General features: G+C 33.3%; 19 protein-coding genes. 2 read left to right on the top strand and 17 right to left on the bottom strand.

The features are described 5' to 3' along the window. Positions 1-397: 397 nt before the first annotated feature. The 6 genes from RYK99_RS07045 to rpsL form a co-directional block, all read right to left on the bottom strand. Positions 398-1,072, bottom strand: coding sequence for an ABC transporter ATP-binding protein (locus tag RYK99_RS07045; RefSeq protein WP_304094682.1), 675 nt, complete (start codon positions 1,070-1,072; stop codon positions 398-400). Positions 1,073-1,079: 7 nt separating this feature from the next. Further along, positions 1,080-2,156, bottom strand: coding sequence for an ABC transporter permease (locus RYK99_RS07040; protein WP_304094679.1), 1,077 nt, complete (start codon positions 2,154-2,156; stop codon positions 1,080-1,082). A 591-nt stretch (positions 2,157-2,747) separates the two neighbouring features. Further along, complete coding sequence (gene tuf, locus RYK99_RS07035) at positions 2,748-3,935, bottom strand: elongation factor Tu (RefSeq protein ID WP_003144664.1); 1,188 nt, start codon at positions 3,933-3,935, stop codon at positions 2,748-2,750. A gap of 123 nt (positions 3,936-4,058) precedes the next feature. Then, complete coding sequence (fusA, locus tag RYK99_RS07030; protein ID WP_314991316.1) at positions 4,059-6,134, bottom strand: elongation factor G; 2,076 nt, start codon at positions 6,132-6,134, stop codon at positions 4,059-4,061. A gap of 101 nt (positions 6,135-6,235) precedes the next feature. Further along, positions 6,236-6,706 carry a 30S ribosomal protein S7 gene (gene rpsG, locus RYK99_RS07025; protein WP_003144697.1) on the bottom strand — a complete coding sequence of 157 codons (471 nt, stop codon included), beginning with the start codon at positions 6,704-6,706 and terminating at the stop codon, positions 6,236-6,238. A 48-nt stretch (positions 6,707-6,754) separates the two neighbouring features. Continuing rightward, positions 6,755-7,174 (bottom strand): 30S ribosomal protein S12, encoded by a 420-nt coding sequence (gene rpsL / locus RYK99_RS07020; RefSeq protein ID WP_060914140.1) that lies wholly within the window; start codon positions 7,172-7,174, stop codon positions 6,755-6,757. 410 nt (positions 7,175-7,584) lie between these two features. Here rpsL and RYK99_RS07015 point away from each other — a divergent pair, with 410 nt between their 5' ends. Both RYK99_RS07015 and RYK99_RS07010 read left to right on the top strand, forming a co-directional pair. Continuing rightward, a complete protein-coding gene (locus RYK99_RS07015) occupies positions 7,585-8,328 on the top strand; it encodes an ABC transporter ATP-binding protein (RefSeq protein ID WP_314991313.1) in 744 nt (247 codons plus the stop codon). Between the two features lie 281 nt (positions 8,329-8,609). After that, entirely contained in the window at positions 8,610-9,932 is a 1,323-nt protein-coding gene (locus RYK99_RS07010) for a hypothetical protein (protein ID WP_314991311.1), read from the top strand. Positions 9,933-9,998: 66 nt separating this feature from the next. Here the strand turns inward: RYK99_RS07010 and RYK99_RS07005 are convergent, their stop codons facing one another. The 11 genes from RYK99_RS07005 to pyrR all read right to left on the bottom strand — a co-directional run bounded on the left by RYK99_RS07005 (position 9,999) and on the right by pyrR (position 22,062). Further along, a complete protein-coding gene (locus RYK99_RS07005) occupies positions 9,999-11,336 on the bottom strand; it encodes a DUF438 domain-containing protein (RefSeq protein WP_314991309.1) in 1,338 nt (445 codons plus the stop codon). Beyond that, positions 11,336-11,569 carry a DUF1858 domain-containing protein gene (locus RYK99_RS07000; RefSeq protein ID WP_003144696.1) on the bottom strand — a complete coding sequence of 78 codons (234 nt, stop codon included), beginning with the start codon at positions 11,567-11,569 and terminating at the stop codon, positions 11,336-11,338. Before RYK99_RS07000 ends, RYK99_RS07005 begins: the two co-directional genes overlap by 1 nt. Before the next feature lie 142 nt (positions 11,570-11,711). Further along, positions 11,712-12,326, bottom strand: a complete 615-nt coding sequence (pyrE, locus tag RYK99_RS06995) for an orotate phosphoribosyltransferase (protein WP_314991307.1) — start codon at positions 12,324-12,326, stop codon at positions 11,712-11,714. A 30-nt stretch (positions 12,327-12,356) separates the two neighbouring features. Then, on the bottom strand, positions 12,357-13,055 hold the full coding sequence (gene pyrF / locus RYK99_RS06990; RefSeq protein WP_314991304.1) for an orotidine-5'-phosphate decarboxylase: 699 nt from the start codon (positions 13,053-13,055) through the stop codon (positions 12,357-12,359). A 14-nt stretch (positions 13,056-13,069) separates the two neighbouring features. Then, the gene (locus RYK99_RS06985; RefSeq protein ID WP_314991302.1) at positions 13,070-13,984 is read right to left on the bottom strand and encodes a dihydroorotate dehydrogenase; all 915 of its coding nucleotides are present in this window, start codon (positions 13,982-13,984) and stop codon (positions 13,070-13,072) included. Between the two features lie 9 nt (positions 13,985-13,993). Continuing rightward, positions 13,994-14,758: a dihydroorotate dehydrogenase electron transfer subunit gene (locus tag RYK99_RS06980; protein ID WP_003146937.1), complete on the bottom strand. Its 765-nt coding sequence runs from the start codon at positions 14,756-14,758 to the stop codon at positions 13,994-13,996. A gap of 60 nt (positions 14,759-14,818) precedes the next feature. Beyond that, on the bottom strand, positions 14,819-17,995 hold the full coding sequence (gene carB, locus RYK99_RS06975) for a carbamoyl-phosphate synthase large subunit (RefSeq protein ID WP_314991300.1): 3,177 nt from the start codon (positions 17,993-17,995) through the stop codon (positions 14,819-14,821). Between the two features lie 52 nt (positions 17,996-18,047). Next, the gene (carA, locus tag RYK99_RS06970) at positions 18,048-19,136 is read right to left on the bottom strand and encodes a glutamine-hydrolyzing carbamoyl-phosphate synthase small subunit (RefSeq protein WP_314991298.1); all 1,089 of its coding nucleotides are present in this window, start codon (positions 19,134-19,136) and stop codon (positions 18,048-18,050) included. 31 nt (positions 19,137-19,167) lie between these two features. Continuing rightward, complete coding sequence (locus tag RYK99_RS06965) at positions 19,168-20,448, bottom strand: dihydroorotase (RefSeq protein WP_314991296.1); 1,281 nt, start codon at positions 20,446-20,448, stop codon at positions 19,168-19,170. Between the two features lie 13 nt (positions 20,449-20,461). Further along, positions 20,462-21,343, bottom strand: a complete 882-nt coding sequence (locus RYK99_RS06960) for an aspartate carbamoyltransferase catalytic subunit (protein ID WP_314991294.1) — start codon at positions 21,341-21,343, stop codon at positions 20,462-20,464. A gap of 194 nt (positions 21,344-21,537) precedes the next feature. Next, positions 21,538-22,062 carry a bifunctional pyr operon transcriptional regulator/uracil phosphoribosyltransferase PyrR gene (gene pyrR, locus RYK99_RS06955; RefSeq protein WP_003146943.1) on the bottom strand — a complete coding sequence of 175 codons (525 nt, stop codon included), beginning with the start codon at positions 22,060-22,062 and terminating at the stop codon, positions 21,538-21,540. Between the last annotated feature and the right edge of the window lie 238 nt (positions 22,063-22,300).

Raw genomic sequence — 22,300 nt, 5'->3', positions numbered from 1 at the left:
ACGAGCATTTAAGAAAATATAAAAAGATAATTAGAAATTTATACTTTGTTTATTTTAAAAATATTAGTTAATATATTACTTATAAATTTTATATAACGAGAATACTCTACACTAATATATATTAGTATATTAATGTGCTTTATGCAATCATTTATCTAAACTTCTTAAAATTATGCTACCACCTTATATAATAATGTTATCAATAAAAAAAAAAGAGAGTAACTCAAAATCGTGATTTCATAGAAATCGATTTTATCGAGTCACCTCCGCGCAGATTATTAGATATCTAAAAAGCTTTTATAAAGCGAATTTAGATATCAATAAACCACTGCGTCTATGAGTTCATATATGAACTTTGTTAAATTTTAGGACTTTTGGGGGATCATCACTTTTTATATTATCTTTCCTTTGTCAAAATACCATCTTTCATTCGATAAACATGATCGCATTTTTCAATCATCCTATTATCATGTGTTACCATAATAATTGATTTGTTTTTTTCTTTACACTCTTTTGAAAGTAAATCTACGACTTCAAACGCTCTATCTGAATCAAGACTTGCTGTAGGTTCATCAGCTAAGATGATTGCCGGATTATTGTAAAGGGCTCTAGCAATAGCTAATCGTTGTCGTTCACCGCCTGATAAGTCTTTCGGTAATTTATTTTCTAAATGATCTATTCCTAATTCTTTAAAAAGAGATTTTTGATCTTGAAGTTTTTGTCTTTTTTCCTTATTTATTCTATCAACTAATTCTAACTGTTGTTTTGCAGTTAAAAATGGAACTAAATTAGATGCCTGTAGAACAAATCCAATATCGTTAAATCGTAACTTTGACCTTTCTTTCTCAGACAAATTAGTATATTCTTTTCCATTAATAATTATTTGACCTTTAGACGGAGTTTGTAAACCTCCAGCTAAAGTTAAGAAAGTTGATTTACCTGAACCAGATGGACCGATAATCGCAATAAATTTACCTTCTTCTATTTTAAAATTAGTTTCTTTCAGAGCTTCTATTTCTTTATTTCCATCCTGATATGATTTAGTTACATTTATAAATTCTAATACATTCATATGACACCTATCCTATTGCTTTTAATGGATCAATTTTTCTAATAGCTAATACAGAGAATAATATTCCTACTAAAGAAAAAATAATCAAACTAACGAATATAATACTGTAATAAAGTCCATTTCCTAAAAATGGTACTGCTGATGGCAGGACAAGTGATGTTCCCCATGTTCCAACCAAACCTAGTATACTTCCAGCTAATGAAAGTAAGAATGTTTGCGATAAAACAGAAATTCCAATAATTCCATTCGAGATTCCTTGGGCTTTCATTATACCAAAAATAGGTGTTTTCTGAATAGTAAGTACATACATGAAAATACCTATAATAATAGCAGAAATCACTATTAAGAATCCTATCATTAGTCCAAACGTTAAAATCTGAGCACTATAACCAGGTAATTCATTAATAAAATCAGCTATACTAACTTTTTGGAAAATAGAACTGTCGTAATCCTTTAATTCTCCTTTTACTACGAAAGCATTAATCATAGGATTATCAGTAGTTTTACTTACACCATATTTCAAAACTTGAAAATCATTTATATTCATATATACTACAGGCGCAACATTAAATCTAGATTTTTCCGTGTAACCCACTATTTTTAATTCAATATCCGAGTTAGCAGTTTTAATAGTATCTCCTATAGAATACCCCTCTTTTTCAGACAAACTTTTTTCAATAACAACTTCATTTTTAGATTCAAAAGTTCTTCCTTGTATTACTGGTGGAATTAAAAAGCTCCCATTATTCACACCAAAAATACTAACTTTTTGTTTAACATCCTCATTTGAACTCTTCGCAGTTTTAGAAACTGTAACCATTTGACTAAAAGCTTCAACATTATCTGCAGATAAAGATTTTTTATCTGATAATTTTAGATTAGATAAACCAATAGTTTTATTTGCTTCTGAAGAAAGCAATACCGTATCCGCCTTCCAATGATCAATTGAAGATCTATTTTGGTCTATCAATCCAAAAGCCAGTCCTGATAAGAAATACATTAAATAAGAAACCAGGGTAAGTAGTCCTACTATCAGACTATACCTTAACCTAGCATCTTTTATTTCATTAATAGCTAAAAACATTTTTTCCCCTTAAAATATAAAATTTTTGTTCATAAATAATAAATTGCATTACACTAAGCATATAGAATAAAACTTGTAAAGTCAAGTTATTAAACTATACTTGTTATCTATTAACTCCTCAAACAGCTTTTTATACTATCAATTATGACAACTAGAATATTCTTTTAGAACTATTTAAATGTCTTCAAGCTGTTAACAAATGTAAAATCTTCATGAATTTAAAAGAAAAAATCGAAGTTAATTTCTTAACTTCGACTTTTTACTATTACTCAATATCCCTAGAGTAATCAGATTTTATTTTAATAATATATAAATTATTTGAATTTATTATATTATTTCCCCTATACTACCTTTAAACATATTATACACCTCTTACAGATTTTCTGCAAGGATTTACTAAAAATAGTACGTATTTTCTAATAAAATTACAAAAAATAATGATTTTATATTAAAAATACAATATTAATACATATATAATATATTAAAACTATCAAATATCTTTTATTAAAAATGAACGTTATGTAAATCTGTATTAAGTATAAATAAAAGCAAGGTGAAATTCACCTTGCTTTTTGTGTTTTAATTCAATTATTATTTAACGATTGAAGTTACAACACCTGAACCTACAGTACGTCCACCTTCACGAATTGAGAAACGAGTTCCTTCTTCGATCGCGATTGGAGAAATAAGTTCTACGTTGATTGATACGTTATCCCCAGGCATTACCATTTCAGTACCTTCTGGTAAAGTAACTACACCAGTTACGTCAGTAGTACGGAAGTAGAATTGAGGACGGTAGTTTGTGAAGAATGGAGTGTGACGTCCACCTTCTTCTTTAGATAATACGTACACGTCAGCTACGAATTGAGTGTGTGGAGTGATTGTTTTAGGAGCTGCTAAAACTTGTCCACGTTCGATATCTTCACGAGCAACACCACGTAATAATGCACCGATGTTATCTCCTGCTTCAGCGTAATCTAATAATTTACGGAACATTTCAACACCTGTTACAGTAGTTGAAGCTGGTTCTTCAGTTAATCCAACGATTTCTACTACGTCTCCAACTTTAACTTGTCCACGTTCAACACGTCCAGTAGCAACTGTACCACGACCTGTGATTGAGAATACGTCCTCAACTGGCATCATGAATGGTTTAGCGTTGTCACGTTCTGGAGTTGGGATGTACTCGTCAACTGTTTCCATTAATTCGATGATAGCTTTTTCTGCATCAGCGTCTCCTTCAAGAGCTTTAAGAGCAGAACCTTTGATTACTGGTAGTTCATCTCCGTCGAATCCGTATTCAGATAATAGTTCACGAACTTCCATTTCAACTAATTCTAATAACTCTTCGTCATCAACCATATCACATTTGTTTAAGAATACAACGATTTTTGGTACTCCAACGTTACGAGATAATAGGATGTGCTCACGAGTTTGAGCCATTGGTCCATCTGTAGCAGCGATTACTAAGATAGCTCCGTCCATTTGAGCAGCACCAGTGATCATGTTTTTAACATAGTCAGCGTGTCCTGGGCAGTCTACGTGTGCGTAGTGACGGTTTGGAGTTTCGTACTCGATGTGAGAAGTGTTGATTGTGATACCACGTTCTCTTTCTTCTGGTGCGTTATCGATTGAAGCGTAGTCTTTAGCTTCTCCACCATAAGTTTTTGCTAATACAGTAGCGATAGCTGCTGTTAAAGTAGTTTTACCGTGGTCAACGTGACCAATTGTTCCAATGTTAGCATGTGTTTTACTACGGTCAAATTTTTCTTTTGCCATTTTAAAAATGTCTCCTTCAAGTTAATAAAATTTTATTTTTTAATAATTAGTCACATAGCATTCTATGATAACTATATTTTATAATGTTACAACGAAAATTGCAACTATAAAGAATAATTTTTATTATCCTTTATTTTTTTTGATAATTTCTTCAGAAATTGATTTAGGTACTTCTTCGTAGTGATCGAATACCATTGAGTAAGTACCACGTCCTTGAGTTGCAGAACGTAGAGAAGTTGCATATCCGAACATTTCAGATAATGGTACTGAAGCACTTACTACTTGAGCGTTACCACGAGCTTCCATACCTTCAACACGTCCACGACGTGAAGTGATATCACCCATGATATCTCCTAAGTATTCCTCAGGCATAACAACTTCAACTTTCATGATTGGTTCTAAGATTACTGGGTTACATTTTTTAGCAGCTTCTTTAAGAGCTAATGATGCAGCAACTTTGAACGCCATTTCAGATGAATCGACATCGTGGTATGATCCATCGAATAATTTAGCTTTAACGTCGATTAATTCGTATCCAGCTAATACCCCATTTGCCATAGAGTCTTTTAATCCTGCTTCTACTGCTGGGATGTATTCACGTGGAACTACCCCACCAACGATAGCATTTTCGAATTCAAAACCTGCACCTGGCTCATTTGGAGTGAACTCAATCCATACGTCCCCGTATTGTCCACGTCCACCAGATTGACGAGTGAATTTACCTTGTACTTGTGCAGCTTGTTTGAATGTTTCACGGTAAGATACCATTGGAGCACCTACTGTACATTCAACTTTGAATTCACGACGCATACGGTCAACGATGATGTCTAAGTGAAGCTCACCCATACCTGCGATGATAACTTGTCCAGTTTCTTCGTCAGTTCCAGCACGGAATGTTGGGTCTTCTTCTTGTAATTTTTGTAAAGCTGTTGACATTTTATCTTGGTCAGCTTTTGATTTTGGTTCAACTGAAAGTTGGATAACTGGTTCTGGGAATTCCATTGATTCAAGAATAACTTCGTTTTTCTCGTCACAAAGTGTGTCCCCAGTAGTAGTATCTTTAAGACCAACAGCTGCAGCGATATCACCAGCGTAAACTTCAGCGATTTCGTTACGAGTGTTAGCGTGCATTTGTAGGATACGTCCTACACGTTCACGTTTACCTTTAGTTGAGTTTTTAACGTATGAACCAGATGATAAAATACCTGAATACACACGGAAGAAAGTAAGTTTCCCTACGAATGGGTCAGTCATAACTTTGAAAGCTAATGCTGAGAATGGCTCTTCGTCAGAAGAGTGTCTCTCTATTTCTTCATCAGTATCTGGATTGATACCTTTAATAGCAGGTACGTCTAATGGAGATGGTAAGTATTCTACTACTGCATCTAGCATTGGTTGTACACCTTTATATTTGAAGGCTGATCCACATACTACTGGGAAGAATTCTACAGATAATGTAGCTTTACGAATAGCAGCTTTAAGCTCATCTATTGTAATTTCTTCTCCACCTAAATATTTTTCCATGAATTCTTCATCGAATTCTGCAACAGCTTCAATAAGTTTTTCACGGTATTCTTCAGCTTGATTTTGATAGTCAGCTGGGATTTCTTTTACAACAAGATTTTCCCCAACGCTACCTTCGTTGTAGATAGCTTTCATTTCAACAAGGTCGATTACACCTTCGAATAAATCTTCAGCTCCGATTGGAAGTTGAATTGGGTGTGCGTTAGCTTGTAATCTGTCGTGGATTGTTCCTACAGAGTATAGGAAATCTGCTCCTGTTTTATCCATTTTGTTAACGAATACGATACGAGGAACTCCATAAGTTGTAGCTTGACGCCAAACTGTTTCTGTTTGTGGTTCAACACCTGATTGTGCATCTAATACTGCTACTGATCCATCAAGTACACGAAGTGAACGTTCAACCTCAACTGTGAAGTCTACGTGTCCCGGTGTATCGATAATGTTGATACGGTGGTTTTTCCATTGAGCAGTTGTTGCAGCAGATGTAATAGTGATACCACGTTCTTGTTCTTGTTCCATCCAGTCCATTTGAGAGTTACCATCGTGAGTATCTCCGATTTTGTGGATTTTCCCAGTGTAGAACAGAATACGCTCAGTAGCAGTAGTTTTACCTGCGTCGATGTGAGCCATGATACCGATATTACGAGTATCTTTTAAAGAAAATGCTCTAGTCATGAGTCAATTTTCTCCTTTCATAAATTTTTAAATGATTTTAGTAATTTGTCTTTTATAGTGAAAAACTCAAGCTATAAAATAGCTTGATATTCACCCTATAATTACCAACGATAGTGAGCAAATGCTTTGTTAGCTTCAGCCATTTTGTGAGTATCTTCACGTTTCTTAACAGCTGAACCAGTGTTATTTGCTGCGTCTAAAATTTCATTAGCTAAACGTTGTTCCATAGTTTTTTCTCCTCTTAAACGAGAATAGTTAACTAACCAACGTAGACCTAATGTAGTTCTTCTTTCAGCACGTACTTCTACTGGTACTTGGTAGTTAGAACCACCAACACGACGAGCACGAACTTCAAGAACTGGCATAATGTTGTTTAATGCTTCTTCGAAAACTTCCATAGCATCACGTCCTGATTTTTCTTTAATTAAATCAAACGCAGAATATAAAATTCTTTGTGCTGTACCGCGTTTCCCATCTAGCATTAATTTGTTAATCAATTTTGTAACTAATTTTGAGTTATAAATTGGATCTGGCAAAACGTCACGTTTTGCAACTGGACCTTTACGTGGCATAGTGTCTGCCTCCTTTCACGAATTCTTTTTATCAAATTTTATCTTTTATTATTTTTTCTCTTTTGGTCTTTTAGCACCGTATAGTGAACGTCCTTGTTTACGGTCGTTAACTCCTGCAGTATCTAAAGCTCCACGGATGATGTGGTAACGTACCCCTGGTAAGTCTTTTACACGTCCTCCACGAATAAGTACAACACTGTGTTCTTGTAGGTTGTGTCCGATACCTGGGATATATGCTGTTACTTCGATTTGGTTTGATAAACGAACACGTGCATATTTACGTAAAGCTGAGTTAGGTTTTTTAGGTGTCATAGTCCCAACACGAGTACAAACTCCACGTTTTTGTGGTGAAGAAATGTTAGTTTCTTTCTTTCTTTGAGAGTTGTAACCTTTGTTAAGTGCTGGTGAATCTGATTTCGATACTTTTGATTTACGAGGTTTACGAACTAATTGGTTAATAGTTGGCATTTTCCTGATTTCCTCCTTTCCTCGATACTTTGTGAATCACCTATCCAGGTGTATCACGTTTTTAAATTTTTTATAAGCCATAGTGGCTTTACACAGAGTGCCGTAACACTCACGTACTAAATAATACCACTTTTATTTTTTCTTGTCAACACTTTTTTAAAATTTTTTTATATCTTTTTTAACTTGCTATTATCACATTCTATTTTCACACTTAACCAGGTGTATCATTTTCAACTTATAAATAAACACTTCCAGGTGTATCACGTTAGTATTTTTAATAAACTATTCCAGGCGTTTCATTTACAACTTTAAAATTTATTATTTATATAGAAATAATTAAATTATACTCTTGCCGATTAAAACGATTACAAGTATAATATAACTATAGATACAGATTGGAGGGATAATTTATGATAGAAATTAAAAATCTTACTGTTAAATTTGATACAAAGTGCGCTGTTGATGATTTAAGTTTTACTATAAATGATGGGGAAATATTCGGACTTATTGGGCATAATGGAGCTGGTAAGTCAACTACAATCAAATCCCTAGTTAGTATATTAGAGCCTACTTCGGGAGAGATTTATTTCAATAATCTACTTTTAAAAAATAATAGATTAGCGTGTAAAAAGCAAATTGGCTATGTACCTGATTCACCTGATATGTTTCTTACATTATCGGCCTTTGAATATTGGTCATTAGTCGCTAGCATATATGAAATTGATAATAAAATAAGAGATGATATTCTTAGTGAATACTGCAGATTATTTAATATGGTAGGAGTTGAACATCAAGAAATTAGTTCTTTTTCTCATGGTATGCGACAAAAAGTATTCGTAATTGGTGCCCTATTGTCAGAACCTAAATTCTGGATTATGGATGAACCGATGACTGGACTAGATCCACAAGCTGCTTTTGATTTAAAAAACTTGATGAAAGAGCATGCCTCAAAAGGAAATAGTGTACTATTTTCTACTCATGTCTTAGAGGTCGTTGAACATCTGTGCGATAGAATAGGTATTCTTAGCAAAGGAAAACTAGTTTTTATCGGTACACTTAATGAGCTTAAAGAACAATTTAAGGGAGATAATTTAGAAGAAATTTATCTTAATATAGTAAAAAATTCAAATTCTAATGTTTTAGGTGGTGATTAAATATGAGATTCAATGTTGTAAAAGAATTATTTTTAACGAATCTACTTTATAGTTTTTCACCTCAAAGAATAAAATACAGAAAAAAATTTAGTGAAAAGAACGATATAAGACAGAATCTTTTAAAAAATGTATTAATGATGAATTTGGTCAATTTCTTAAATATTTTATTTATATTTTCAATATTTTCTCGAGGTTTTGACTTTTCTGGACCGGGATATCGTAGTATACTTCTTATTATTTTATTAATGGTGTTTATTCAAATTTTAAATAATTTTACCAATATGTTTTATGAAAGTGATGATACATTGACAATTATTCATTTACCAGTTACAGAGGCTGAAATATTCTTTAGTAAATTGTTCACTCTACTTTCACTAGTTATAAGTAATTTTATTCCATTAATAGTTATAAACTTGATTATTGGATTAAATGCAGAGTTTTCAATTCAAAAACTTTTATTCGTCTTAGTATATAGTTTCGCATTTATTATTACTTTAATATGTTCTATAATGACGATACTTTCATTTATTACTTATATCCCAAATTTCAAGAAGAATAAAGGGAAAGTTAATGCAGCTACAATCTTAATTGCATTGATAGTTTTTACGGGGGGAATATTTGATTTTGCTCATACTTTTAAAAGTATTGGTTCTGAATATAAAGGAGATTTATTTTTAAATATACTCGTGTTAGATATTTCTAAGACTTATACTTATTTAATAATAACTATAATCCTAGCAGTTATCTCTTTCTTTACTACTTATGTATTCGTAGTAAAAAAATACATGAAAGACTTATATAGAATATCAGGTAATACATACACATCTAGTTCTAAAACTGTAAAAATCAAAGAGAAAACTAATAGTACATCAACTACATTATCTTCTAAACTAATTAAGAGAAATGCAAAACTATTGTTAAACAGTACAATTTCGTCAACTGTATTTACTAATCTTCTTATCACGCTTGGTATATTTATAATTCCGATTATAGAAATTAGAAAGCACGGAGGTATTACACTACCACCTATATTCTATCCAGTAGCTATGACTATAGGATTTACGTTAGCATTGTACATTAATTCTAATCCTATGAATTTTACAAGTATAGCAATATCACTAGAAAAACAAGATTACTATTTTTTAAAATCTCTTCCTTTTGATTTCAAAAAATACCTGAAAATTAAATTAGCAATCGCCACTTGTTTACAACTTATCTTTGGATTATTTGCTCTGATTATGATGTTAATTATAACTAAAACACCAATCTTATTAGCAATTGTAACAATAATATCTTATATTATTTCAAGTATTGTCTTTTCATTCCATAGTTATACAAATGACTATAAAAAATTATATCTAAATTGGAACACTATCACAGATTTAGCTAATCGTAGTTCGATAAATCAGGTACTATTAACTATTTTAGCTTTTGGAGCTATTTTATTATTAGTACTACTTAATGTCGTGACATTTTTCTTAATTGCTATGGTTCCATCATCAGCCAATATAGTAGGAATAATATATTCTCTAATACTAATTATACTGTTGATTCTTGCAACAAGAAAATTAAGAAAAAATGTATTTGATAAAGTATATTCGTAAACATAATATATTAAAAGAGGGAGCGACTCAACAAAATCAATTTTGAGTCGCTCCCTCTCACTTTTTTTATTCTATTCCCCTATAATAATCACTGTCTATTTCTCTATAAGGAGCTATATCCTGAACGTATTCTAATACTCCTTGAAATTCACCGTTTTCGTCATATACACCTGCATAAGTGACATGAACAAACTTCCCTCTTGATTCTGATTTAAACCACATTTCATACTTGTCTTTTTTTCTTTCTCGCAAGTTTTTCATTATAGTTTTAACTTTCTCAAGGTACTTAGGCGGATGACATAGTTCTACATTTCTACCTACTTGTCCTGGCGTACGTTTGAAAATCATCTCTTCTTCTGAACAATGATCATTGTAATATTGAAAAACTCCATCTTTATTAACAAAGGTAATTTCCATTGGCAGATGATTTAATATCAAATCAATTTGATTTAATGATAGATAACCATTTCCGATTTTCTGAGGTGTATCTCTATTGAAAGTTTCTTTTTTAACTTCTTTCGGTTTGTAAGTAATAGTGAACTCTCCTTCAGGAGTTTTTATTACTTTCGTTAATTCCCCTTCTGTAGCTTCTATTACTTCACTATCAGCACTAGTAATTTGCGTTTCAAAATCTTCTCTATGAGGAATCCACTCTTCTTGAGGTCGAATTATTGCATAACCGTAAGCATCACTGTCCTTAGCTATACTCAACCAATCGTCTTGAGTAAATGTTTCTAATAATATCATCAGAAGAATCGACTCTTCCTTAAAGATCATTTCCTCAAATTCTTTAACAAAAACTTCAAATTTTTCTTTAACGACAGCTATCTCTGCATTAGGTAGGTTCTCCGCTTCTTCTTTAGCAAGTTTGAATAAATCTCTTATTTCATCGTCAACACCCCACATAACCTTAGGTGGTGCATCGTGACCATATTTTTCCATTATAGGAAACATAAGTTCTTCTTTGCGTCTATAATGAATATCAAATTGTCCTAATAATTGCAACTGACGAAGCAATCCTTTTAAAACTGCTACTTTTGTATCACCATCATCGAGCTTAGCATAGTTGTCTAAAATTCGGCGTACTCGTATTATTGCAGCTCTTAAAGCTAAATTTTCTTGTTTAAACACTTGAACTGGATGTCCTGGATGCTCACTATCTTCAACTTCAATATTTTTTATCACACCTTTAAATAGATTAGCATGTACATTACATAACTTCATTACATCTTCAAAAGTTACGCCAGAATCTGAATTCATAAGCTCATGCTCCATTAAAGAAATCTCAATAGCAGATACTCCAGAAAAATGTTCATTAAATTCATCTTGAACAGATTCGGCAGACTCACCTTTATGAAGTCGTAATAATATATCGCGTAAAACTTCAATTCTCTTTGTAGCCATTAGTCTAGTCCTACTACTTCATATCCATTAGCTTCTAATGTAGCAATTATTGTTTCAAGTTTAATCCCTGCCAATTTTGAACCCATTCTAAGTGAAGTCTTTCTCCCTACAGTATTTCTCATAATAGGATTAGCCAAAGGCTTAAACCCTAGATCTACTAAAATATCCAATACTTCTGGGTGTTTATCAACAACTTGTGCAACTGGTATACTCACATCTATAATATTATCCATTTCTCATTACCTCACTACCTTATATTATTAATACAATTATACCACAAGCCATTGATAATCGCTATCAAATTAAAATAATAAAGTAAAAAGGTGTAACTTAGACATCTCTGCCTATGTTACACCTTTAATATTTTGCAAGTTCTTATAAATTATTTCTCCACTCAAGAAGTTTTTCTACGTCTTCTTGTTTGATATAATCACTCGCTACCGCTTCTTCGATTAAGTAATTATAGTTAGTTAAAGTGTGATACTCTACTTTATCAGCTGCAAAGGCATCTTGTGCTTTCTTAAGTTCATAACTAAATATTGCTACAACACCAAGAACTATTGCACCAGCTTCTTCTAATGCTTTAGCTACTTTTAATGATGATAATCCAGTTGAGATTAAATCCTCAATAATAACAACTTTTTGACCTTCTAGTAATCTACCTTCGATTTGGTTTGTTTTTCCATGTTTTTTAGCTGAATCTCTCACGTAAATCATAGGTAAATCTAGTACTTCACTTACCCATGCCGCGTGTGGGATACCTGCTGTCGCTGTCCCAGCAACTACTTCTACTTCTGGGAATTTAGCTTTAATTACTTCGCTCATACCTGCTGCTATTTCACGACGAATCGTAGGGTATGACATTGTAATTCTGTTATCACAGTAAATTGGTGATTTAATTCCAGATGTCCAAGTGAAATAATCATTTGGTCTTAATGCCACTGCTTCTATATCTAATAAGTGTTTTGCTATTTTTCTTTCTAATGCCATGTTCTTCTCCTTTATGTTATCTGTATATTTTTATTTTACGAATTGAGTTTTTATTAGTTTATAAACTTCAAGTGGATTTTCTGATTTAGTTATAGAACGCCCAACTACTATATGTGTACTTCCTTCTTCATTAGCAACAGTTGGAGTTGCTACACGTTTTTGATCTCCTACTTCATCTGTTTCTAATCTTATTCCTGGAGTTACTTTTAAGAAGTCATCCCCACAGTTTTCTCTAATTAATCTTGCTTCCCAAACTGATGAAACTACTCCATCAAGTCCTGCTCTTTTAGCTAGTTTAGCATAATTTATTACACTCTCTTCTATAGATACAGCAATTAGTTGCTCTTCTTTCATCGCTTCTTCTGATGTTGAAGTTAATTGTGTTATTGCTATTACATTAGTATCCACACTACCACCTTCAACCATTCCTCTTTTTGCTGCTTTTAGCATTTCATAGCCACCTGCTGCATGCACTGTAAGAATATTAACTTTGAATTTTGCTAATCCTTTTGTCGCACCATAAACTGTATTAGGAATATCATGTAGTTTAAGATCTAAGAATATCTTGTGTCCTAATTCTTTGATTTTTTCAATAACAACAGGTCCATTTTGTAGGTATAATTCCATCCCTACTTTTACAAATAATTTTTCTTCACCAAATTTTTCTAAAAAACTTAATGTATCTTCCAAAGTTGGAAAATCTAACGCTATTATTACATCTTTATTCATAATATTTCTCCTTTTTATTTATATGCACGACCACGAAGTTCTAGAATATGTTCTACTCCTAATTCATCAAGTGCCGCTTCTAATTTATCAATAATTTTTGGACAAGCATATGGATCTGCAAAATTCGCTGTACCCACTGCTACTGCACTAGCTCCAGCAGAGATAAAGTCAATTACATCCCACTCATCCATAATTCCTCCCATACCTATAATAGGAATGTTTACAGCTTGACTTACTTGATAAACCATTCTTATAGCTACAGGTTTAACAGCAGGTCCAGAAAGTCCCCCAGTTACATTCGCTATAATTGGTTTTCCAGTCTTTTTATCTAGCCTTACACCTACTAAAGTATTTATCATTGTAATACCATCAGCTCCACCTTCTTCTACAGCTTTTGCCATAGCTACGATATCAGTAACATTAGGTGAAAGTTTCACATAAACAGGCACGCTAGATACCTCTTTTACTTTTCTAGTTAAATTTTTCGCTGTTTCTGGATCCGTTCCAAATTGAATCCCACCATGTTTTACATTCGGACAAGATATATTTAACTCTAATGCATAAACATTCTGTGCTTTACTTATATGCTCTGCTACATAAACATAGTCATCTATTTCACTACCTGCAACATTAGCGATAATAGGAACATCATATTTTTCTAATTCTTTTAATTTAGTTTCTAATATCTCATGAACCCCAGGATTTTGTAGACCTATTGCATTCAACATTCCACTAGAAGTTTCAGCGACACGTGGTGTAGGATTTCCAAAACGTGGTTCTTTAGTGGCTGCCTTAATCATGATTGCTCCAAGTCTACTTAGGTCATAAAAGTTGGCATATTCTAAACCAAATGCAAAGCATCCTGATGCTGGCATTACAGGATTTTTTAAATCTAATCCCGGTAATTTTACTCGTAATCTTTCGCTCATAAATTCCTCCTATAATGCTATTTCTTTCGAATCATATACAGGTCCATCGTAACACACTCGTGAGATAGAACCATCAATTTTTTCACAAACACATGCATAACATGCACCTACTCCACAAGCCATTCTCTCTTCTAGAGAAATATACCCCATTTTTTCTTCATCCATTTTAGTCAATGCTTTTAACATAGCAAATGGACCACAACTATAATACTTATCATAGTCAACTTCATAATTTTTTATAACATCAGTAACAAAACCTTTTTCTCCATAACTTCCATCAGCGGTAGCAACATAAGTTGTACCAAGCTCTGCAAATTTTTCTTCATAAAACACATCTTTCACATTATTAAAACCTAAAATATGTACTGTGTTTACCCCTTGTTTTCTAAATTGCTTTGCTAACTCGTATAATGGTGGAACTCCAATTCCTCCACCTACTAGCAATGCAGTTTGCCCTTTTTCTAGTGTATAAACATCATATCCTTTTCCTAATGGTCCTAATACATCTACTAAATTACCTGCTTCTAATTCTGAGATCTTTTTAGTACCTGCTCCATCTGCTCTGTAGACCATCACAAATGTATTTTTTTCTTTATTAATTTCACAAATTGAAATTGGTCTTCTTAATAAAAACTCATAACTGTTACTTACTTTAATATTTACGAATTGTCCTGGTGTATTCATTTCTTTAACTACATCTCCTTGCAGTTCAATTCTAAATATTTTATCTGCTACTTGTTCATTACTGATTACTGTTGCTAAATAAGTATCCATCCAAATGCTCCTTCTGTAAGAAGAAGGGAAAAATTTTCCCCTTCTTCATCATTTTTTATTTTATAGTGGTAATATATCAAATGAGATTGATTCTAATACTTTTAGTAGCGCATCTGCTGTATCTAATGATGTTAAACATACAACCTCTTGCTCACTCGCTACACGGCGAATCTTGAATCCGTCTTTTGTTACATCTTTATCTTTTGAAGTAGTATTTACTACTACATCCACATCTCCATTATATATAGCATCAAGTACACTGTACTCACTCTGATTAATTTTTCCTACTGGAGTGACTCTTAATCCGTGTTCATCTAAGTACTTAGCTGTTCCTTCTGTTGCTAATAGATTATATCCTAATCCGAAGAATCGTTTTGCTATATTTAATGCTTCTTCTTTATCATCGTCACTAATTGTAAATAAGATATTTCCTTGATCACTTACTTTGATTCCTGCTGCAAGAAGTCCTTTGTATAGTGATTTTTCTAGAGTTCTATCACTTCCCATTACTTCTCCAGTTGATTTCATCTCAGGTCCAAGAGTAGTATCTACGTCTTTTAGTTTTTGGAAACTAAACACCGGTACTTTAGTGTACACATTCTCTGCTTCTGGTAATAATCCTGTTTCATATCCTTTAGATTTAAGTGTTTCTCCAATGATAGCTCCAGCAGCAAGTTTTGCCATTGGTACTCCTGTAATCTTACTTAAGAACGGTACAGTTCTTGAGCTTCGTGGGTTAACTTCTAGTACAAATACTTCCCCTTTACTTATTACATATTGGATATTTAATAATCCAACGATGTTTAATCCTTTTGCTAATTTAATTGTATATTCTATTAACTTAGCTTTCTCACCTTCTGTTAATGTTTGAGGTGGATACACTGCTATAGAGTCCCCTGAGTGAACCCCTGCTCTTTCGATGTGTTCCATAATACCTGGAATAATTACTGTTTCACCATCACTAATGGCATCTACTTCTATCTCACGCCCAACTAAATATCTGTCAGTTAGTACTGGGTGTTCTGGTGTAAGTTTTACCGCTGTTTTCATGTAACGACGTAGTTCAGCTTCTTCATAAACTATTTCCATAGCTCGTCCACCAAGTACGTATGATGGTCTTACTAATACAGGATATCCGATTTCTTCAGCATTCTTAACCGCTGTTTCTACATCAAATGCAGTTTTTCCAAGTGGTTGTGGAATATCCAGTTTATGTAATAGTTCTTCAAATTTATCTCTATCTTCCGCGTTATCGATTTCTTCTAATGCAGTACCTAGAATTTTCACACCGTGTTTTTCTAATTTAGCTGCTAGGTTAATCGCTGTTTGCCCACCGAATTGAACTACAACTCCTAGTGGATTTTCATGATTAATTATCGCCATTACATCTTCTTCAGTTAGTGGCTCGAAGTACAATTTATCAGAGATTGTAAAGTCTGTAGAAACTGTTTCTGGGTTGTTGTTAACGATGATTGCTTCATAACCTGCATCTTTAATCGCCATTACCGCATGTACTGTTGCGTAGTCGAACTCTACCCCTTGTCCAATTCGGATAGGACCTGATCCTAGTACAACAATTTTTTTCTTATCGCTAACGATTGATTCTTGCTCTTGTTCATAACTTGAGTAAAAATAAGGCGTTTCTGAAACGAACTCAGCTGCACATGTATCTACCATTTTGAATACTGGAGTTATTTTGCTTTCTTGACGAAGGTTGTAGATATCATCTTCTGTCATTCCCCATCTATGCGCAATTACCTTATCAGAGAATCCATATTTTTTAGCATATTCTAGTAAATCAACATTTCCAACATTATCTTTTAATTCATGTTCGATATCGATGATATTTTGCATTTTCTCTAAGAAGAACATGTCAATTTTTGTGATATCGTGAATATCTTTTGTGCTTTGTCCACGTCTTAATGCTTCTCCGATAAAGAATAATCTTTCATCTCCAGCTTGTTTAATCTTGTCAATAATTTCTTCTAATGTGAAGTCATCTCCATTAGGTAATCCAAGATGGTGAACTCCATATTCTAATGAACGGATAGCTTTCAGTAAACTTTCTTCATAAGTTCTACCCATCGCCATTACTTCACCAGTGGCTTTCATCTGCGTTCCTAATTTTCTATCCGCATTTTCAAATTTATCAAATGGGAAACGTGGAATTTTACTTACTACATAGTCAAGCGTTGGTTCGAAACAAGCATATGAGTTTTGTGTAACTGGGTTTATTATTTCATCAAGAGTTAATCCTACAGCAATTTTCGCTGCGATTTTCGCGATTGGATATCCTGTTGCTTTTGATGCTAAAGCTGATGAACGTGATACCCTTGGGTTAACCTCAATAATATAGTATTTGAATGAATTTGGATCAAGTGCAAGTTGTACGTTACATCCTCCTTCAATTTTTAAAGCTCTAATAATTTTTAATGATACATTACGTAGCATGTGGTACTCTCTGTCTGTTAATGTTTGAGAAGGTGCTACTACTACTGAGTCTCCCGTGTGAATCCCTACAGGGTCAATGTTTTCCATGTTACATACAACAATCGCTGTATCGTTAGAGTCGCGCATTACTTCGTATTCAATTTCTTTAAAACCTGCGATAGATTTTTCTAATAAACATTGAGTAACTGGTGAATAGTGTAATCCACTACTTACGATTTCTTCTAAATCTTTTTCATCGTAACAGATACCTCCACCTGTTCCCCCCATCGTAAAGGCAGGACGAACGATTACTGGGTAACCTATTTCAGCAACAAATTCTCTCGCTTCTTCTAAAGTTGTTATAATCGCTGATTCCGGAACTGGTTCATTTAGTTCGTTCATAAGGTCACGGAATAATTCTCTATCTTCTGCTTGTTCAATCGAACTTAATTTTGTTCCTAGTAATTCAACTCCATATTTATCTAAGATCCCACTTTTGTGTAGTTCAACTGCAAGGTTAAGCCCTACTTGTCCTCCTAATGTTGGAAGTAATGCATCAGGTCTTTCTTTTCGAATGATTTTACTTACAAATTCAAGTGTTAATGGCTCCATATACACTTTATCAGCTATTTCTTTGTCAGTCATTATTGTCGCTGGGTTAGAGTTAACTAAGATAACTTCATATCCTTCTTCTCTTAAAGATAGACATGCTTGAGTTCCAGCATAATCAAACTCCGCTGCTTGACCTATTGTAATTGGTCCAGATCCTATTACTAGTATTGTTTTTATATCATTACGTTTTGGCATTTTTATTCTCCTTAATTTTGCATTGATACTCTATTGTTTTTCAGGTTATTTCCTATTTGTTTTCTTTAAATTCTCTCATGTAATCTATAAACTGATCGAATAAGTAGTTAGGATCGTGCGGTCCTGGTGAAGCTTCTGGGTGATATTGCACTGAAAATACTGGGTATTTTTTATGACGTACCCCTTCACATGTTTTATCATTCACTGATAGGTGTGTAAGCTCTAAATCTGTATCTTTTAGTGAGTCGATATCTACACTGAAACCATGGTTTTGTGAAGTAATGTCCACTTTCCCAGTTATTAAGTTTTTAACTGGGTGGTTAGCTCCACGGTGACCGAATTTAAGTTTGTATGTTTTCGCTCCTGATGCAAGTGCAATAAGTTGGTGTCCCATACAAATTCCAAAGACTGGAATTTTCGGCATAACTTCTTTAAGCATCTCGATTGTTTCTGGTACATCTTCTGGATTCCCAGGTCCATTACTTAACATGATTCCATCCGGATTAAGTCTGAAGATTTCCGCAGCAGTTACATTGTGAGGAACTACAACGATATCACAATTACGTTCATTTAATTCTCTAAGTATTCCTGATTTCATACCGAAGTCTACTAGTACTACTCTATATCCATTTCCTGAAGATAAGAAAGCTTTTTGAGTTGAAACTTGTTCAATTTGGTTCGTCGGCAAGTCAGTTTTTCTAAGATTTTCTAATTGCTCTTCTGGATCCATGCAAAGGTCAGTAATTATCCCTTTAATTGTACCGTGTTCTCTTATTTTTCTTGTTAAACTACGTGTATCAATTCCTGAAATTCCAGGTATGTTAAGTTCTTTTAATACTTCATCTAAACTGTATTCTGTTCTAAAGTTAGAAGGTTTTTTACAAACTTCTCTAACGATAAGTCCTTTAATACTAGGATTAATTGTTTCAAAGTCATCTCTGTTGATTCCGTAGTTCCCGATTAATGGATAAGTGAATGTTACTATTTGTCCATTGTATGATGGGTCTGAAAGTGTTTCTTGATATCCTGTCATACCTGTGTTAAATACTACTTCTCCCGCTAATGCTCTGTTAGCACCAAACCCATATCCTTTATATACTGTTCCATCTTCTAAAATTAATTGTCTATCGTAACTGTACATCTTTGTTCTCTCTTTCTAAGTTTTTTATTTTTTAAACTTCAAATACTTCAATATCTTTGTATGCAACTTGACCTTCACATAATGTTAATACTGGTATTCCGTATATTTCTTCTCCAACATAAGGTGTGTTTCTACCTTTTGATAAGAATTTTTCCGGATCAATTTTCAGTGATTTTTCTAAGTCGATTACTACTAAATCTGCAAAACCACCCTCTTCTAAACGTCCATATGGTAGGTCAAAAGTATCTGCAACTTTTTCTGTCATTAGTTTAACTAGTAAGTCTAGTGAGAATACTCCAGTTTTTACAAACTTCGTATAAAGTTGACTGAATGCTGTCTCACTTCCAACAATTCCAAATGCAGCTTTTCTCATTGATAAATCTTTTTCGTGAGTTGCATGTGGGGCGTGGTCTGTCGCTATGACATCGATTGTTCCATCTAATAGACCTGCGATAAGAGCATTTCTATCTTCACGTGCTCTTAAAGGTGGGTTCATCTTCCACATTCCGTTGTCTTCTGGAATATCCATTTCATCACTAATTAGGTGGTGAGGACATACTTCACAAGTTACTTTAATTCCTGCTGCCTTCGCTTCTCTTACTACCCTAACTGATTCTTTAGTAGATACGTGACAAACATGGTAGTGACACCCTGCTGCTTCAGCTAGGAGAACATCACGTGCAATCTGAACACTCTCACATACCGAAGGAATTCCTGGTAAGTCTAATTCGCGACTTCTACGTCCGCAGTGCATACATCCTCCGCGGATTAATGAGTTATCTTCACAGTGAGCTACGATTGCTTTATTTAATTTAGCAGCAACCATCATAGATTCATACATCATGTTAGCATCTTGTACTCCTCTACCATCATCACTAAAGGCAAACACATGCTCAGCTAATTCTTCGAAATCAGCATATTCTTTTCCTTCTTCCCCTTTTGTTATAGCTCCAAAAGGAATCGCTCTGATTACTGAATCACGTTCGATAATATCTAATTGTAATTTTAAATTTTCATAACAATCTGGTACCGGATTTAAGTTCGGCATTGGCATTGCTGTAGTGAATCCACCACGTGCCGCTGCTCTTGAAGCATGATAAATATTTTCTTTGTATTCAAATCCTGGTTCTCTCCAGTGTACGTGAACATCTATAAATCCTGGTGAAACAAATTTCCCTTCTAAGTCTAGTACCTTAGCTCCACTCTCTTCGATGTTCCCAGAGATTTTTACGATTTTCTTATCTTCAACCAAAATATCTCTTTCTACTAATACACCATTTTCTAAAATTTTACCGTTTTTTAAAAGTAACATATGCTTCTCCTCTTTATAAATTATTATCTTTAATTATTTTTTCTATCATTGCCTGTCTCATGAACATTCCATTTTTCATCTGTTCAAAGATTACCGATTTAGGTGCTTCGACTAGTTCCGAAGCTATTTCCATATCTCTATTAACAGGTGCTGGATGCATCACTATTGCCGATTCTTTTAATCTTTCATAGCGCTCTTTAGTTAATCCAAAGTTATTATGATATTCATCTTTACTTAGACCCATCTTAGAGTCATGTCTTTCATGTTGAACTCTTAGAAGCATACAAACATCAACTTCTTCAATTACTTTATCAAAGTCTACTACTTCTCCAAGCGTCTCGTCCTTGAAAATGTCAGGACAAACAAATCTTACTCTTGCTCCTAATCTTGTAAGCATGTTGTAATTACTTCTAGCCACACGAGAATTTTTAATATCTCCAGCGATAATTACATTAAGATTTTCAAATGTTCCGAATTTCTCATACATTGTCATAAGATCAAGTAAGCATTGGCTTGGATGTTCTCCACTTCCATCTCCTCCACTTAAAATCGGAATATTTAAGTTAGTCAGTTCATTGTAGTAAGCGTCTTGACCGTGTCTAATGACCAACATATTACAACCTAACATTTCTAATGTTTTACAAGTATCGTATAATGTTTCACCTTTATTTACTGATGATGTTGAAGCCTCGAAGTTTATAACATTTAATCTATGTTTGTGCTCAGCTACCTCAAAACTATGTTTTGTTCTAGTTGAGTTTTCAAAGAATAAGTTTGCTACATATAAATCTTCTCTTGGCTCTACTTGTTTACCATTTTTCAAATTTAAAGCTCTTTCTATCAGCTGATAAACTTCTTCATTTGTTAAGTCTGACATTTTTACTATATTTCTCATAGCACTTCCTCCATTTTGTATAAAAAAATACCTTGTATCCATTTGGCTACAAGGTATGACTGTTCATCAACTATTAAATTCAAGTTATTATCTGTGTATAGTTATACTTAAACATAGCTATACTCAAATAAAGTATAAACTTTAAATTCAATCCCTTGTTAGCCTCTCTGGACTACCTTAAAAAGATTTTATATTTAAATTAATAATATTTCTTCAACATCATCTACTTCATTTAAATGAACTTTTACATTTTCTTTTCTTGAAGTAGGAATATTTTTTCCAATATGATCTGCTCTAATTGGAAGTTCTCTATGTCCTCTGTCTACAAGAATCGCAAGACGAATTGCTTTTGGACGACTCGCATCCATTATGGCATCTATCGCTGCTCTAACCGTTCTTCCTGTATACAGAACATCATCTACAATAATTACAACTTTGTTTGTCAAATCAAGTTTAAAACGTGGAACTTTTATTTCAGGTTCGTCACTTATCTTTTCTAAATCATCACGATAAAATTTTATATCAAGTGTTTCTACTGGAATATTAGTATTTTCAATTTCTTTGATTTTTTGTTTCAATCTTTTGGCGATATGAATCCCTCTTGTTTGAATACCTACTAAAACAATATCATCTAATTTATTTTGTTCGATAATTTCATTCGCAATTCTAGTAATCATTCTAGAAATCATTGTTTCGTCGAAAAGAATTCGTTTTTTCATACTTCACCTCAAAAAATAGCCTACTCTATTGAGCAGGACAGCATAAATAAACTTGGTTTTCCAATAAATAAATCTTTGCTGACCTCTCTGGATCACATTAAAGATGTGTTATTCAAATTATCAATATTATATACCATAATAAGAGATTTGTCAAATGTATAATGGATTATTGGATCTGTGTGATGTAGTGTTACAATTGATGTGAGACAAAATATAAAAAAAGAAGAGTAAATCCTGT

It is taken from the genome of uncultured Gemella sp., from assembly GCF_963537375.1.
Classification (GTDB): domain Bacteria; phylum Bacillota; class Bacilli; order Staphylococcales; family Gemellaceae; genus Gemella.
Note: the sequence above shows the minus strand (reverse complement) of the source record. Positions and strands in the feature narration are given on the sequence as shown.

Bases quoted from the DNA above. Each gene is read 5' to 3' on its own strand.
- RYK99_RS07045 (WP_304094682.1), bottom strand. From the start codon at position 1,072: ATGAATGTATTAGAATTTATAAATGTAACTAAATCATATCAGGATGGA.
- RYK99_RS07040 (WP_304094679.1), bottom strand. From the start codon at position 2,156: ATGTTTTTAGCTATTAATGAAATAAAAGATGCTAGGTTAAGGTATAGT.
- tuf (WP_003144664.1), bottom strand. From the start codon at position 3,935: ATGGCAAAAGAAAAATTTGACCGTAGTAAAACACATGCTAACATTGGA.
- fusA (WP_314991316.1), bottom strand. From the start codon at position 6,134: ATGACTAGAGCATTTTCTTTAAAAGATACTCGTAATATCGGTATCATG.
- rpsG (WP_003144697.1), bottom strand. From the start codon at position 6,706: ATGCCACGTAAAGGTCCAGTTGCAAAACGTGACGTTTTGCCAGATCCA.
- rpsL (WP_060914140.1), bottom strand. From the start codon at position 7,174: ATGCCAACTATTAACCAATTAGTTCGTAAACCTCGTAAATCAAAAGTA.
- RYK99_RS07015 (WP_314991313.1), top strand. From the start codon at position 7,585: ATGATAGAAATTAAAAATCTTACTGTTAAATTTGATACAAAGTGCGCT.
- RYK99_RS07010 (WP_314991311.1), top strand. From the start codon at position 8,610: ATGTTTTATGAAAGTGATGATACATTGACAATTATTCATTTACCAGTT.
- RYK99_RS07005 (WP_314991309.1), bottom strand. From the start codon at position 11,336: ATGGCTACAAAGAGAATTGAAGTTTTACGCGATATATTATTACGACTT.
- RYK99_RS07000 (WP_003144696.1), bottom strand. From the start codon at position 11,569: ATGGATAATATTATAGATGTGAGTATACCAGTTGCACAAGTTGTTGAT.
- pyrE (WP_314991307.1), bottom strand. From the start codon at position 12,326: ATGGCATTAGAAAGAAAAATAGCAAAACACTTATTAGATATAGAAGCA.
- pyrF (WP_314991304.1), bottom strand. From the start codon at position 13,055: ATGAATAAAGATGTAATAATAGCGTTAGATTTTCCAACTTTGGAAGAT.
- RYK99_RS06985 (WP_314991302.1), bottom strand. From the start codon at position 13,984: ATGAGCGAAAGATTACGAGTAAAATTACCGGGATTAGATTTAAAAAAT.
- RYK99_RS06980 (WP_003146937.1), bottom strand. From the start codon at position 14,758: ATGGATACTTATTTAGCAACAGTAATCAGTAATGAACAAGTAGCAGAT.
- carB (WP_314991300.1), bottom strand. From the start codon at position 17,995: ATGCCAAAACGTAATGATATAAAAACAATACTAGTAATAGGATCTGGA.
- carA (WP_314991298.1), bottom strand. From the start codon at position 19,136: ATGTACAGTTACGATAGACAATTAATTTTAGAAGATGGAACAGTATAT.
- RYK99_RS06965 (WP_314991296.1), bottom strand. From the start codon at position 20,448: ATGTTACTTTTAAAAAACGGTAAAATTTTAGAAAATGGTGTATTAGTA.
- RYK99_RS06960 (WP_314991294.1), bottom strand. From the start codon at position 21,343: ATGAGAAATATAGTAAAAATGTCAGACTTAACAAATGAAGAAGTTTAT.
- pyrR (WP_003146943.1), bottom strand. From the start codon at position 22,062: ATGAAAAAACGAATTCTTTTCGACGAAACAATGATTTCTAGAATGATT.